Here is a 14,854-nt window from a genome sequence, read left to right as displayed (position 1 = left end):
ATCCATGCTACAGCGAACAGAAGCAAAGTGGCATGGATGGCACAATGATTGCGGCGGCTGCTATATGAAAAAAGCTATGATACCTACTATCTGCCGGGCTATTGGCCTGGGCATTGTTACCGGGATGCGCAGCGCAATGGGCCCTGCTTTCGCCAGTTATTTTGTTAGTCAGCAACCTTCAGACAAACTACGTAAATCGCCTTTGGGCTTTATGCAAAAGCAAGGTACTTCCCGCTATTTACAAACAATGGCCGCAGGCGAGCTGGTAGTAGACAAAGCACCCAACATCGGAAATCGTATAGCCGCTGCCGGTATTACCGGCCGGGCACTTTCCGGCGCATTGGCTGGAGCCACTTTATACCAGGCAAAAGGTGAGAAAGCCTGGAAAGGAGCGGTAATTGGCGGCGTGGCAGCAGTGGCCGCAGCATACGCATTCTTCTATTTGCGCAAGGCTGCCGGCAGGAAATTACATGTAAGAGATGCAGCAGTAGGTGGACTGGAAGACGCTGTAGCACTGGGTATCGCAGCATTGTCTATCAGGAAGAAAAGATAAATTCTTTTATGTAGTTGTTTTCTTTGAGAAAAAAACTACATTTGCATCCCCATAGAATGATGCCTAATAGTATAATGGTAGTACGACAGATTTTGGTTCTGTTTGTCTAGGTTCGAATCCTGGTTGGGCAACAAGAAGTTAAAGCCGCTACAATTTGTAGCGGCTTTTTTATTTCTGGGATCACAGATCACATTGGGGAAAACTAACGGTGGAATCCAGGCCGTGTATATGCGTTTGTTATTGTAACACAAGGATGCAGCATTTTTTGATTTTCCACATGGACCATTAAAATCTTCTTCCCGCCTATTATTCAAAAAAGAAAAAGAGAATGATTAAATTGCCGCTTGTCTAACTAAGGAGATATTGCGCGGCGCCAAGTTTCATATAGCAAAAGAATTACTGATCAGTATATCGGAAGGAGATGAAGTGGCTTTTCGTGAACTTTTTTATGGGGCGCTTCCCTGGCTGACATCTTTTATACAAAGGATGGTCAAATCGCCGGAGGGGACCCAGGAAATTGTACAGGAAACGTTTATCCGCATCTGGCTGAGCCGCGATAAGCTGCCAGGGCTGCTGGAGCCACAGGCATGGATCATACGGGTGGCCAGCAATGAGTGCTTTACCTGGTTCCACAAGCAGGCGGCGCTTCGTAAGATAACGGATATCCGGGACGACGCGGGAAGCGCTGCTGCCAATCTCGCGGAAGACCGCCTGCAGGTACAGGAAACCCTGTTGCTGATCCGGGAGGCAGTGGAGCAATTGCCCCCGCAACGTAAAAAGATCTATCAGCTTAGCAGGGAAGAAGGGCTGAAAACACAGGAAATTGCCGATCGCCTGCAATGCTCTCCCAGCTACGTAAAAAATACGCTCAGCGCTGCGCTGAGTTATATCCGCGGATATCTTACCGATGCCGGGAAAATAATTCCCCTTTTATTTTTGTTCTCCTTAACACGCTGAAAATAAGGCGGTTAATTTCTTCTCTCTCTTTATTCTAAAAAAAATGTGCTGCCCGATGAGTACCGCCGGTCTTTTTTACATTCTATATAGTATTACGCTGCTTGCCGGCGTGCACCTGTAATTATTTTACTACGTTTTGAAAACCACTATGGAACAGAGAATTACTTTTTTATTGAGAAAAAGTGGGGAAGAAGGACTGACGAAAGATGAAGAAGGAGAGCTGACCGCTTTTTTTCAGGATGAAGCCAACCGGGAACTGTTTAACAGCGCAGCGGTTGCATTGCCGGAGGAGCTTTCCGGCGATGTGGAGGTGAATCGTGCCGACTGGGAGCCAATGCTGCAACATATACTGAATGCCGATAAACCAGGCCATACCAGTACCCCGGTGAAGGTATTGTACCGGAAATGGTGGCAATACGCAGCGGCTGCGGTGTTTATACTGGTGGCATCAGGAGTATGGTTCTTTATGCAGCAGAAGAAGCAAGGCATCATGCATCACATTCCGGAGGTAGCGGCAGATATAGCGCCGGGCACCAATAAGGCGACGCTGCAGCTGGCTAACGGGACAACGATTGTACTTTCTGACGCACAGAATGGCGTGGTTGGTCAGCAGGGAAATGCGCAGGTGGTAAAAATGGATAACGGCGTGCTGGCGTATCAGCCTGGATTACAGTCCGGCGGCAATACGGTGGAATACAATACCATGATCACGCCACGTGGAGGACAGTACCGCATTATACTGCAGGATGGCTCAAAGGTGTGGCTGAATGCGGCCAGTTCTTTAAAATACCCGGCGGTATTCAATGGTCCGGAGCGGGTGGTGGAGCTTACCGGGGAGGCTTACTTTGAGATAGCGGCGAAAGCAGACCAGCCCTTCCGGGTAAAGTCGAAAGGACAGGAAGTATTGGTACTGGGCACCCATTTTAATATCAATGCTTATCCCGATGAAACGGTAACTGCCACTACGCTGATCACGGGTAAGGTGAAAGTATCCGGTGCGGGTTATGCGGGTGTGATGCAACCGGGCGAGCAGGTGCAGCAACAGGAAAACCACAGGTGGCAGCTGTTAAAGAACGTAGATACCGAAACGGTGATGGCCTGGAAGAATGGATATTTTTCTTTTAACAAAGCCAATATCGTTACCGTGATGCGGCAACTGGCCAGGTGGTATGATGTGAATGTAATATTTGAAACCAAAAATACAGAGCAGGCTTTTGTGGGCGAAATACCCCGGAGTGTAAGCCTGGAGCAAGCTTTAGAGATACTTAAATTCAGTGATATTCACTATGTAATAACAGGAAGAACAATTAAGATTATTGATTGATCTGTCAACCAAACAGGATTTATTATCAACCAAAAACCAACCAACCATCAATGAAAAAAAATACGTCTTAAAAAACAAAACAGAAGTGCTTGCAACACTTCTGTTTAATCCGGGTTTACCGACAACCATCCGACTAAAGAAAGTTTAATCAATTCACCCAAACACTACAAATGTATGCAATTAAGTAATTGCTATGGGCATTTCTTTGCCCGTTCCCTCCTTAAAAAAACGATGCTCATTATGAGATTGAATTTTTTCCTGATTGTTGTGCTATGTCTGCATGTAAGTGCAAAAGGGGTGTCTCAGGAGATTACATTATCATTGAAAGAGGCTTCACTTGAAAAAGTATTGACAGGTATTAAAAAACAGAGTACTTATCATTTCTTTTATGATGCACAACTGCTGCGGCAATCCGCACCCGTAAGTATACAATTAAAAAATGCCTCGCTCCGGCAGGCACTGGAGCAGGCTATGCGGGGACTGCCGTTTACCTGGCGTATTGATGAAGAAAATAAGCTGGTGACCATTGGCAGAAAAATGGTAATGGCCCGGCCATTGATGGAGTTACCATCGGCGTCCGGCATTGTAACCGGTGTGGTGGTAGATCACCAGGGGAAACCCATACCGGGAGCCACGGTAAGCCTGCGGCCTTTTAACAGGGGCACGGTTACCAAAGAAGATGGCTCTTTTACTTTCAGAAATCTTGCTGTTGGTAATTACACCGTCATCGTGACTTTTGTCGGTTTCGGATCTTTCGAAAGAAACATTAAAGTAGGCGAAATCCCGGTACAGCTCACCATTTCGCTGAAGCCTGTGCTTACAGAGCTGAATGCTTCTGTAATTATCGGATACGGCACCACTACCGAACGAAACAAAACAGAATCGATGTCTTCTGTAAGATCAAAGGAACTTACAGAAAATCATTCCAGTATAGCGGTATCGGATATGCTGGCGGGCCGGTTGCCAGGACTGTACGCGGTAAAATCCGGTGGTGCGCCGGGAGCGGGTTCTACGCTTTTTGTGCGTGGGCTGAGCACCTTTAATAACTCTGCCCCGCTGGTAGTAATAGATGGTATTCCCGACAGGCGGCTGGATGATCTGAATGCCAACGATATTGATGTAATATCCGTGCTGAAAGATGCGTCGGCGATTTCTGTATATGGCGCGCGTGCGGCCAACGGGGTAATACTGGTGACTACCAAAAAAGGAAACATCGGCAAACCCAGTATCACTTTTGCGGCCAACGTGGTGAACCAGCGTCCTACGCAATATTATAAGCAGATGAATGCTTTTGACTATGCCACTACTTACAATGAAGCGCTGAAGAATGAAGGATTATACCAGCCGGGTGTGGGTATGGGTTTCAGTGATGAAGCCCTGCAGAAATATAAGGATGGTTCCGATCCAAATTATTATCCAAATGTGAATTGGATCGACGAAGTGCTGGCTACTTCTTTGTGGCAAAGCAATTATAATTTATCTGCCGCAGGCGGAAGTGAAAACATCCGTTACTTTATTTCCGGAGGTTATTCAAAAAACAGCGGACTGGTACCGGTAGAAGGTTACAGCCGTTATAACCTGCGCAGCAACCTGGAAGCAAAGGTAACGCGCGATCTGAAGGTGACGATGAACCTCAGCGGGTCATTCAGCAAACAAAATTCAGAAGCGGTGTATGGTTCGGAGTACGTTATCAGTAATATGTATTCAACCCCGCCTATCCGTGCAAACCGCTTCACCAATGGATTGTATGCTGTTGTGCCGGAGCAGCGCGGCAATGCTTACCAGCAATCGATAGGCGCATCTGGTTACAATCTTACCAATACCAATATCTTTAATTCGGTAGTCAACATACAGTACGATATTCCTTTTGTAAAAGGGTTGTCGCTGAAAGCCAATGGCTCCTTTGATAAGCTTTACACTTTTGGTAAACGCTTTGCCACACCGTATGATATGTATAGTATTAATGCGGCAGGCAATTTTAAGAAAGCAACGCCTTATCCTACTGAGCCTTACCTCCGGGAAACCTTTGCGCAAACGCAGAGCCTCACGCTGGAAGCCGGCGCGCAATACGACCGGTCGTTTGGTAAACATGATTTATCCGGTTTGCTGCTTTATACACAAACCAATAATACCGGTGATAATTTTAATACACAGCGTTCGGGCTTTGTGTCTTCCAGTTTGTCACAGCTGGACTTAGGCGATCCTACGCGCGTTACCAATGGCGGTTCAGGCACGCAGAATGCCAGGCGGGGTTTGGTAGGCCGTTTGTCTTACAACTATGCATCGCGCTACCTGTTCCAGTTTAACTTCCGGTATGACGGGTCTGATATTTTCCCTCCTGACCAGCGTTATGGATTTTTCCCGTCGCTGTCTGCCGGGTGGGTTTTATCTGAAGAACCTTTCATGGATAATGTATCCAACGATCTTGATTTCCTGAAGGTAAGAGCGTCGTGGGGGCAGCTGGGTAACGACCGTGTAGATCCGTACCAGTTCCTGACCACGTATGCTTTGGGCGCTACGCCGGGATATTCACTGGGAGGCGCTACGCCGCAGTATTATCAAACGTTATCGCCTAATGTGTTACCTAACCCGGTATTTACCTGGGAACGTGCGGTAATTGCCAACATAGGCGTGGAAGCGCATTACAAGCAGGATCTCTTAACGCTGGAAGCAGATTATTTTCAGAAAAGAACAAAAGATATCCTGGCGCCGCCGGCACAGCAGGTGCCTGCTGTAATTGGTATCGGGCTGCCTGATATCAACAGCGGTATTGTGGATACCAGGGGGCTGGAAGTTGTTTTAAGTCATGCGCAACACTTCGGGAAGTTCTCTTATTTTATTTCTCCGAATTTTAGTTTTAGTAAGAATAAGGTTGTCTACTATCCTGAATCACAAAGCATCCCGGAATGGCAGAAGGCAACCGGGAAGTCTATCGGTTATTTTTATAACAGGGTAGGCACGCAGGCGGTTGGATACATATCTGAGGGCCTCTATCAGAGTGAAGAAGAAATTACCAAAGGGCCTAAGCCGCTCTACCCTGGCACTGCGCCCGGTGATATCCGGTATAAGGATGTAGATGGCGATGGCGCCATTACAGCCAGGGACCAGGTTTTCTTTGGCGCTTCATTTTTCCCTAAAATCCAGTACGGTATCCGCTGGGGAGTGAAGTACAGCAGTCTTGAGCTGAATGTGCTGATGCAGGGTGCGGGGGATGTACAAGGGTACGCCTATACGAATCTGCCTGCCACCACAGATAAACTGGACCGCTGGACACCCACTCACACCAATGCTTCTTATCCGCGTTTGTGGTACAACAATCAGAATAATGAGGAAAGCTCTGATTACTGGGCGCGCAATACGGCTTACCTGCGGGTGAAGAACATAGAGCTGGCTTATGGCCTGCCTGGCAGCGTACTTCAGCGTATTGGCGCAAAGAGTTTGCGTATTAGTGTGAGCGCGAACAATCTCTTCACTTTCACTCATTTTAAATCGTTTGACCCGGAAAGTGCGGGGCAGGTACGTGATCCGCTGATGAAATCATTCGCAGCCGGTTTAACGCTGCAGTTCTGATCAGTGGAAACGAATTTATTGAACCAACTAATGCTCTCAAATGAAAAGATTAATCAGCTATATAGCCCTTGCTGCAACGGTGGGAACAGTTGCCTGTAATAAAGAGGCGTTGAATAAAGGCCCCCTGAACCTTTACAGCGACAGCAACGTATGGAAAGACAGTGCCCTCATCAGCAGGGTGGTGCTGGAATCGTACAGCAAAATACACGCAATCTATGATGATGCGGGAAACTGGATGATCTGCGATATTACCGATGAAGCCAAAGCCGCCAAGTCGTTCCTGGAGTCCAACCAGATTAATTCGGGGCAGTATTCTCCTTCTTCCAATATCAACACCGACCTCTGGACAAACACCTATACGGCGGTGCGGAACTGCAATTCCGTGTTATCGCACCTGGATGAAACGCCCCTCAGTGCCGGTGGAAAGCAACAGATCAAAGGCGAGATGCTGTTTCTCCGGGCACTGCATTATATGGATCTCTACTTTACTTTCGGGCGTTTCCCGATTATAGATAAAGTACTGACACTGAATGATGAGCTGACAATGGGTCGCGCTACTGATGAAGCCTGTATAAATTTTATGGTGAAAGACCTGGACGATGCCGCGGCCATCCTGCCGGGAAGCTACCCTGCTTCCTCCACAGGACGGGCTACCCGTTTTGCAGCATTAGCCATGAAAGCACGGCTGCTGCTGAATCATAAGGACTACAGCGGCGCGGCAGCTGCCGCCAAAGAGGTAATTGACAAAGGCGGCTTCTCTCTTTTCCCGGATTATGGCGCGATGTTTTTCCCGGAGAATGATGATAACAGCGAAGTTATTTTTAATAAAGAATATGCGGGAGATTTAAGCGGACAGGTACATTCGCTGGACGACTACAACAACTCTACTTACTTCACCGGCTTTGGCAGTGTGCGGGATTGTCCTACGCAGAACATGGTAGACCAGTACCTGATGACAGATGGTAAACCCTGGAACCAATCTGCCTTATATGATCCGGCGCATCCTTATGCTAACCGCGATCCGCGCCTGCATGCCAGCGTTATCTACGATGGCACTACCTGGATGAATACCGAAATGGACTTAAAGCTGGGATCAGCCATGAACCCCGGTACGTCCAGCACCGCCATCACAGGTTACCTGCTGCGCAAGTTCATGAACCCAAATTATATTTTCGGCGGTAATAACACCAACTACCAGAACTGTATCATGATGCGGTTGGGCGAAGTATATCTCAACTATGCAGAGTGCCAGCTGAAACTGAATAATCCCGGTGAAGCGCGCACGTATGTGAACCTGCTGCGTAAGCGGGTAAATATGCCGGAAATAACCGGCACACTCACATGGGATGATTATGTGCGTGAACGCACCGTGGAACTGGCATTTGAAGGCCAGCGGTTCAACGATATCCGCAGGTGGGGTACCGGCGCTACGATGATCGGCGCAGCCATCCGGGCGATGCAGGTTGGCATCGTAAACGGCGCCCGGACTTATACTTCGGTGCCACTGGAACAGCGGTTTTTCGAAGACAAAATGTATTATTTCCCGATACCACAGGACCAGCTGCAAAAGTATCCTGCGGGTAAAGTACCGGAGCAGAATCCCGGTTGGTAATTATCTACATAAAATTATATACCGTCAAACACCAGCATTATGAAAATCACTTTCAATCATTTAATCACAGCGGCTTTGCTGTCGTTGCCTTCAATGGCCAATGCGCAGTTGAAGCAAAAAGGCGATAGCCTGATAGGCGTTATTAATAAACATCCGGAGAATATTGCCGCGCATGACGCATACATACAAGCCATGTGGAAAGACAGTGCCGCTGTTGTAAAGCAATACCAGCTGTGGACCAAAAAGTTCCCCAAAGAAGCGGGTATCGCTTATGGCTACGGTAAATTTTATACAAACATGGAAAGCCCTGCAGCCCGTCCTTTCCTGCTGAAGGCGGTGGCGCTGAATCCGAAACTGGCGGATGCCTGGCAGGAGCTGTCGATAGATGCAGAGCGCTGGGGCGAATTTGACAAGGCGCGGGACTTTATGGGTAAAGCGGCTGCCGCAGAACCGGATAATGCAGATTATCTTTTTTACTATGCCAATTCCCTTGAAAAAGATGATCCGGAGAAATACCGGGAGATGTGTAATGAGTTGATCAAGAAATTCCCGGAAAGTCAGCGCGGAGCACAGGCATTGTATTGGATGGCTTTCCGTGCACCGGATATGCAGAAAAAGAAGGCACTGTATGAGCAGATGCGCCGTGATTTCCCGGTATCAAAGTTCAGCTGGTCCAATTCCGGTATGGAAGAATACTTTGATCTGCTGTTATCTGACAATCCTTCGGAAGCGCTGAAGCTGGCCACTGACCTGGCAGCAACGCCTGGTCTGGAATCAGAAAGCAAAGAAGGGTTTGAGAAAAATGCAAAGCTGGCCGGCCAGTTTATAGCCGCCGAAAAACTACTGGCAGATAATAAAACCAGTGAAGCCGCCGCGGTACTGAATAACATAAAGCCAAAGAGATGGGGCAGCATGCCGCAAACGCTGGCATTGCTCAAAGCAAAAGTAGCTAACCAGGGCGGACATCCGCAGCAGGCGTATGATACCCTGATGAAGTACTACGTGGCCACACCGGCCAGGTCGTTGAAAGCGCCGCTACTGGCCTATGGTAAGGAAGCCGGTAAAACAGAAAGCGCAATTTATGAGGAGCTGAAGCAACAGTTGAATACAGGGGCTAAGGAAGCGTCTTTTTCGCTGGAGTCCTATTTAGCCGATGGTAAAGTATCCATGAAAGACTACAAAGGCAAAGTGGTATTGCTTACCTTCTGGTTTCCCGGCTGTGGCCCCTGCAGGGGAGAGTTTCCTCACTTTGAAAAGGTGCTGAAGAATTTTAATGGTCAGCCGGTATCCTACCTGGGCATTAACATTGTGCGCGACCAGGATGCATATGTGGTACCGTTTGTGAAATCCAGTAAATATAGCTTTACGCCATTGAAAGATGTGGAAACCAACCGGCAGAACCTCCCGGTAAGAGGCGCGCCCACGAATTACCTGATTGACCAGGATGGTAAGATCATTTTCAAGAATTTCATGATTCAGAATCATGATGCGGAGTTGATGCTGGAAGATATGATCCGGTTGTTGCTGGAGAAACAGGCATAATACAATATTGAAACCCCATTTATGCAGCAGGGCTGGCCAATTGGCCGGTCCTGTTATTTTATGGTATACACCCGGGGCCGGAACGCCACTCATCTTTTTTGCCCAAAGGATAATAATATAAACTCTATATTTACCCCCGGTATTCCACCTTCATATAAAAAAATTAATATCAGCCATGCCGGCCATTGAGGGGCAAACAGATGAAGAATTGTTGTTGTTGCTGCAGTCGGGTAATGAACAGGCGCTAACCCTGTTGTATAAGCGGCATTGGGAACCGCTGTTCTTGTCGGCCTACCAGGTGCTGAAAGACAAAGAAGCCTGTAAAGACCTGGTACAGGAGCTGTTTACAGAGCTGTGGCAAAAGTCCCATCGCATTCAATTAACCGTTTCCCTGAAGGCTTATCTTTCTGCCAGCATCCGTTACAAGGTATTCCGGTATATCCGGCAAAACCCGGTGCGGGAGGAGTTGTTTGATCATATGATGGAGCGGATGGAAGCCGCTTCGCCGGAAAGTAAGCTGGCCGTAAAAGAGCTGCAATCCCTGCTGAATACCCTGATAGACACCTTGCCGGAGAAATGCCGGATCATATTCCGGATGAGCCGGGAGCAACATCTTTCCTATAAAGAGATTGCCACACAGTTGAATGTTTCGGTGAAAACCGTTGAAAACCAGATCAATATTGCCATCCGTAAGCTGCGGTCCGCCCTGGGCTATGCTTTGTTGCTGCTCCTGCTTATTAATAAATAATTTTTTTTTCCTGCTTTGGGGGTAGCCCTTCTTTTTTGTCACTAATGATAAAATACCCCGTATGAACAGACAGGAGTTTTTTTCATTGATAGATAAATGGATGAACGGCTCGGCGAGTAAGGAGGAGATACAATCATTGATGAATTACTATCACAGTTTCAAATCTACCACGGAGTGGGACGAAGCGCAGCTTGGCGCTAAATCCTTACTGGAGGCGGAAATGGAGCAACAGTTGTTGCTGCGCATCCGGACTGCGGAGCCGGGAACAGCGCCGGTGAAACGCGTGTGGTGGACAAAAATCGCTGCGGCAGCAGCAGTGCTGCTGGTACTCGCAGCAGCCGGCTGGTGGTATTTCCAGCGCCCTCCGGAGCCAATGGCTGTTCATTCGCAGCAGCAACTGGTGGCCACTAAAGCAGGGGAACACAAGAAGATACAGCTGCCCGATAGTACCATCGTTTGGCTTAGCCCGGCCTCCCGGCTGGAATATACAGCTGCTTTCGGGAAAGGAAGCCGTGAACTTACATTGAATGGCGAAGCCTTTTTTGAGGTAGCTACCGATGCGGCGCAGCCTTTTATTATTCACAGCGGACGGGTAGATACGCGGGTGTTGGGCACTTCCTTTAACATCCGGGCATTTGATGCGCAGCCGGATGTGGCGGTAACGGTGTTAACGGGTAAGGTGGCGGTAGGCAACGCGGATAGCGCGGTGCATGTATCTCCCAGCCAGCGGGCGGTGTTTAGCAAGGCTACGGGGAAGATCACGAAGGAAGACGGGGTAGCCACCGGCAATTTATTGAGCCGGCGCGAAGGCATCCTGAAATACGACCGGGCGGGCCTGCGGGAAGTGGCAGCCGAGCTGGGATATTATTATAACGTAAAAATTGAGATCACCGGAGATATTTCCAACTGTTTTTATTTCGGGGAGTTTAATACCAACGGCACACTGGAGAAAGCGTTGCGGCAGCTGTGCCTGTCGCTCAACGCTACCCTGGAGCACAATGGTACTACCTACATCATCAGGAAGGATAAGGAATGCTGAACGTTATGAAATAAACCACCAACCTATGCATAAAGAAGCGCCACCTACATAAAAAGAACCTCCCTTGCGGGAGGCTGAAAGTTAAGTCTTAACGCTAGTATGCCACACTGGCCTGGTAACCGATGGCAGCTAGTTTTTACTCAACCTTAATCTACGTAAAAGTATGAAAAAATGTGTACCTGTAATAGGCATGCTAATGAAAATGTCATTGTGTATTGTAGTCGTTGTATGTAGTACCACACTAACATTGCTGGCCAAGCACACCGAAGCCCAGCTGCTCGAAAAAAGGATTACGCTGAAAGTGGAAGGAGGAGCATTGCATGATGCCCTGGATGAGATAGGCGCCAGCGCCAATCTCTCTTTCAGCTATGCGGTTAATAAAGAGATCTTTAACAGCGTGGTAACTATCCGGGCAAAACACCAGAAAGTAGGCAATGTGCTGAAAGAGTTGCTGGCGCCGTTTTCCCTGGAATATTTTATAGCAGATGATAAAGTGATCATCCGCCGCAGCAATGAAATGCTGGCGAATATGCTGCTGGACGCCGATGCCGGCCTGATGTACAAAGACATCCGCGGGAAGGTGGTGAATGAAAAAGATGAACCCCTGCCCGGTGTATCTGTTCGTGTAAAAGATGCTTCCATGGCAGCGGTTACCGATGAAAAAGGAGAATACGTGCTGAAGGGCATCCCTGAAAACGCGGTGCTCATCGTATCTTTTATGGGATATAATACCCAGGAGATAGCTAGCGGTAAGGACACCCAGCTCCGTATTGTACTCACGGAAGACACCAAAAAGCTCGGTGAAATTGTAGTAGTAGGTTATGGCTCCCAGAAAAAGGCCAGTCTTACCAGCGCGGTAGCCTCTGTAAAAGGCGCCGCAGTAGCGGAAAGGCCGGTGCCAAACGTAGTAAACGCCTTACAGGGACAAGTACCCGGCCTGTTCATCCAGCAAACCGATGGTATGCCCGGCACCAACAACAACAAACTGAATATCCGCGGTATCAGCACTTTATCCAGCAACCCCGTCCTGGTACTGATAGATGGCGTGGCCGGTCAGCTGGAAACAGTAAACCCGCAGGACATTGATAACATCAGTATCCTGAAAGATGCGTCTGCCACTGCTATTTATGGGGCACGCGCTTCCGGCGGGGTAATACTGGTTACTACCCGCAAAGGTAAACTGAACAGCAAGCCTTCGCTCGCTTACGATGCTTACGCAGGTATACAGCAGCCTACCTATCTCCCAAAACTGGTAGACGCAGTATCCTTTATGCGCAAATGGAATGAATCACAGCTGAACGATAATCCCGATGCCACCGTGCGTTTTTCTGACGCCGATATCCAGAAATACGCCAGCGGTGAATTGCCCAGTACCGACTGGATCAGCGCCATCTTCAAAGAGAACGCACTCCAGATGCAACATAACGTTGGCGTCTCCGGAGGAACAAAAAATACCGATTACTTTGTATCACTCGGATACCTGAAACAGGAAGGACTGGTACAGGGCGTGATGAACGAGCGCTTTACCTCACGCGTAAATATCAATACACAGATATTGGATAACCTGAAGTTCGGGATCAATACCGTGTATATGAATGCGCCTAAAAGCTTTGCGGGCGCCGGTATTTATACTACCGCCATGCACTGGGCATATATCCTCAACCCTACGGAATGGGCCTATACACCACAGGGGCGCGACAGAAGCTACCGTGGCGGCTCCCAGCCGGTGGCTATTATCAATCACGGCGGGTTTGAAAATTACAAAGACAATTACTTTAATACCAACCTGACGCTGGATTACGGCATTACGAAAAACCTGTCGGTAAAAGGACAGTATTCCTACAACAGCCGCGATATCAAGCATAAAATTTTCAGGGCTACCTATAAGCTGTATGATGATGAGGAAAACCTCGTTACTACGCAGCAGTCGCCCAACTCGTTGAACGACGATTATAATACGGCTATTAACCAAACGTTTATTGGTACGCTGAATTACGGCTTACAGGTGAAGCAGCACGACTTTAAAGCCCTGCTGGGATATAGCCAGGAGAGCATGAAGTACGACTCTTACTCCCTGGGTCGCCAGGATTTTCTGAATAATGATATTCATGTGATCAACGGCGGCAGTGTAAAAAAAGACTATTGGTCTACCGGCGGAGGCGCCTATGAATGGGCGATCCAGTCGATGTTCGGACGGTTGTCTTACAGCTTTAAAGACCGCTACCTGCTGGAAGTAAACGGGCGGTACGACGGATCTTCCCGTTTCAAAAATAACCGCTGGGGATTCTTCCCTTCTGTTTCTGCCGGATGGAGAATTTCGGAAGAAGACTTCCTGAAAGGATCTGACATTGTGAGCAACCTGAAGCTGCGTGGCTCATACGGTAAGGTAGGTAATCAGAATGCAACGGGAACGGATACACGTGGTATTTATTCCTGGGCCAGTTTAATTGGTACCGGCGCTTCTTATTTCAACGATAAAGCGCAAACTACTACTTACTATAACAACACCGCTAACCCGGATCTTACCTGGGAAGAAAAAGTAACCGGCAACATTGGTGTGGACGCAGGATTTTTTGATGAGAAATTTACCCTCACCGCTGATGTTTTTAAAGAGAAGACCACCGGGATTTTATTAACGCCCAGTGTGCCATCCACCTTTGGCCGCGATGCGCCCGTAATGAACCTGGGCCGCATGAGCAACTGGGGATGGGAAGTATCTGCCGGCTACCAGAACCGCGATAATAAGCTGAAGTATGGCGTGATGGTGAATATCTATGATTCCCGTAACAAGATCCTCGACCTGGGCGGCACGCCGGATGTATTACAGGAAAACCCCGTAATGGTAGGCCAATCACGGTGGACGTGGTATGGTTATAAAGCGCTTGGCTTGTATCAGTCGGATGAAGAAGTGAAGGCATCGCCTGCCTATAAGCCGCAAAATAAAGCCGGCGACATCAAGTACCAGGATACCAACGGCGACGGGCAAATTACCCCGGAAGACCGTGTAATACTGGGCGATGCAGACCCGCACCTGATGTTTGGCGTGAATGCTAATTTTTCCTGGAAGCAGTTTGACCTGAGCATGTTATTCCAGGGCGTGTTGAAAAATAAAACGTATCTCACCGGTTATGCCGTAAGTCCGTTTAACTACGGCGGTTCCTTTACCACCGATCTGATGGACTCCTGGACGCCGCAAAATAAAGGCGCCCGCTATCCCCTGATGCGGCAGGATCTGAGCGTGAACTACGACTTTTCCGACTGGTGGCTGTATGATTCAAAATATGTGCGTTTGAAGAACCTGCAACTGGGATATAATGTGCCCAACAATATTTTGCAGCGCGCGAAGATTGGTCAGCTCCGTTTTTATTTCATGATGGAAAATGTGCTGACGCTGAAGTCGAAACGTTTCCCGAAAAACTTTGACCCGGAAATCGACAACTGGCAGTCGGGTGTGAACTTCCCGCAAATGAAGACTTACACCTTTGGTTTGAACCTGAAATTCTGATGAC

At 48.3% G+C, this 14,854-nt stretch carries 9 protein-coding genes and 1 tRNA gene; all 10 read left to right on the top strand.

What is annotated here, in order from left to right; all coding sequences use genetic code 11:
• Positions 1-4: 4 nt before the first annotated feature.
• The 10 genes from B5Z18_RS16705 to B5Z18_RS16660 all read left to right on the top strand — a co-directional run bounded on the left by B5Z18_RS16705 (position 5) and on the right by B5Z18_RS16660 (position 14,850).
• Positions 5-553 carry a DUF4126 family protein gene (locus B5Z18_RS16705; protein WP_079470625.1) on the top strand — a complete coding sequence of 183 codons (549 nt, stop codon included), beginning with the start codon at positions 5-7 and terminating at the stop codon, positions 551-553.
• A 60-nt stretch (positions 554-613) separates the two neighbouring features.
• A tRNA-Gln gene (locus tag B5Z18_RS16700) sits at positions 614-684 on the top strand.
• Between the two features lie 232 nt (positions 685-916).
• The gene (locus B5Z18_RS16695) at positions 917-1,510 is read left to right on the top strand and encodes an RNA polymerase sigma factor (RefSeq protein ID WP_159454333.1); all 594 of its coding nucleotides are present in this window, start codon (positions 917-919) and stop codon (positions 1,508-1,510) included.
• A 148-nt stretch (positions 1,511-1,658) separates the two neighbouring features.
• Positions 1,659-2,834, top strand: a complete 1,176-nt coding sequence (locus B5Z18_RS16690; protein WP_079470623.1) for a FecR family protein — start codon at positions 1,659-1,661, stop codon at positions 2,832-2,834.
• A 240-nt stretch (positions 2,835-3,074) separates the two neighbouring features.
• Complete coding sequence (locus B5Z18_RS16685) at positions 3,075-6,404, top strand: TonB-dependent receptor (protein ID WP_159454332.1); 3,330 nt, start codon at positions 3,075-3,077, stop codon at positions 6,402-6,404.
• A gap of 40 nt (positions 6,405-6,444) precedes the next feature.
• Positions 6,445-8,016 carry a RagB/SusD family nutrient uptake outer membrane protein gene (locus tag B5Z18_RS16680; protein ID WP_079470621.1) on the top strand — a complete coding sequence of 524 codons (1,572 nt, stop codon included), beginning with the start codon at positions 6,445-6,447 and terminating at the stop codon, positions 8,014-8,016.
• Positions 8,017-8,055: 39 nt separating this feature from the next.
• Positions 8,056-9,558 (top strand): redoxin domain-containing protein, encoded by a 1,503-nt coding sequence (locus B5Z18_RS16675; RefSeq protein ID WP_079470620.1) that lies wholly within the window; start codon positions 8,056-8,058, stop codon positions 9,556-9,558.
• Positions 9,559-9,733: 175 nt separating this feature from the next.
• On the top strand, positions 9,734-10,306 hold the full coding sequence (locus tag B5Z18_RS16670; protein ID WP_079470619.1) for an RNA polymerase sigma-70 factor: 573 nt from the start codon (positions 9,734-9,736) through the stop codon (positions 10,304-10,306).
• A gap of 61 nt (positions 10,307-10,367) precedes the next feature.
• A complete protein-coding gene (locus B5Z18_RS16665) occupies positions 10,368-11,345 on the top strand; it encodes a FecR family protein (RefSeq protein ID WP_079470618.1) in 978 nt (325 codons plus the stop codon).
• Positions 11,346-11,541: 196 nt separating this feature from the next.
• Positions 11,542-14,850: a SusC/RagA family TonB-linked outer membrane protein gene (locus tag B5Z18_RS16660; protein WP_159454331.1), complete on the top strand. Its 3,309-nt coding sequence runs from the start codon at positions 11,542-11,544 to the stop codon at positions 14,848-14,850.
• The last annotated feature ends 4 nt before the right edge of the window (positions 14,851-14,854 follow it).

It is taken from the genome of Chitinophaga ginsengisegetis (genome assembly GCF_900168065.1).
GTDB classification, from domain to species: domain Bacteria; phylum Bacteroidota; class Bacteroidia; order Chitinophagales; family Chitinophagaceae; genus Chitinophaga; species Chitinophaga ginsengisegetis.
The sequence above is the reverse complement of the archived record's forward strand: the minus strand, read 5'-3'. Positions and strand labels throughout refer to the sequence as shown.

Bases quoted from the DNA above. Each gene is read 5' to 3' on its own strand.
- B5Z18_RS16685 (WP_159454332.1), top strand. From the start codon at position 3,075: ATGAGATTGAATTTTTTCCTGATTGTTGTGCTATGTCTGCATGTAAGT.
- B5Z18_RS16670 (WP_079470619.1), top strand. From the start codon at position 9,734: ATGCCGGCCATTGAGGGGCAAACAGATGAAGAATTGTTGTTGTTGCTG.
- B5Z18_RS16660 (WP_159454331.1), top strand. From the start codon at position 11,542: ATGAAAATGTCATTGTGTATTGTAGTCGTTGTATGTAGTACCACACTA.
- B5Z18_RS16705 (WP_079470625.1), top strand. From the start codon at position 5: ATGCTACAGCGAACAGAAGCAAAGTGGCATGGATGGCACAATGATTGC.
- B5Z18_RS16665 (WP_079470618.1), top strand. From the start codon at position 10,368: ATGAACAGACAGGAGTTTTTTTCATTGATAGATAAATGGATGAACGGC.
- B5Z18_RS16675 (WP_079470620.1), top strand. From the start codon at position 8,056: ATGAAAATCACTTTCAATCATTTAATCACAGCGGCTTTGCTGTCGTTG.
- B5Z18_RS16690 (WP_079470623.1), top strand. From the start codon at position 1,659: ATGGAACAGAGAATTACTTTTTTATTGAGAAAAAGTGGGGAAGAAGGA.
- B5Z18_RS16680 (WP_079470621.1), top strand. From the start codon at position 6,445: ATGAAAAGATTAATCAGCTATATAGCCCTTGCTGCAACGGTGGGAACA.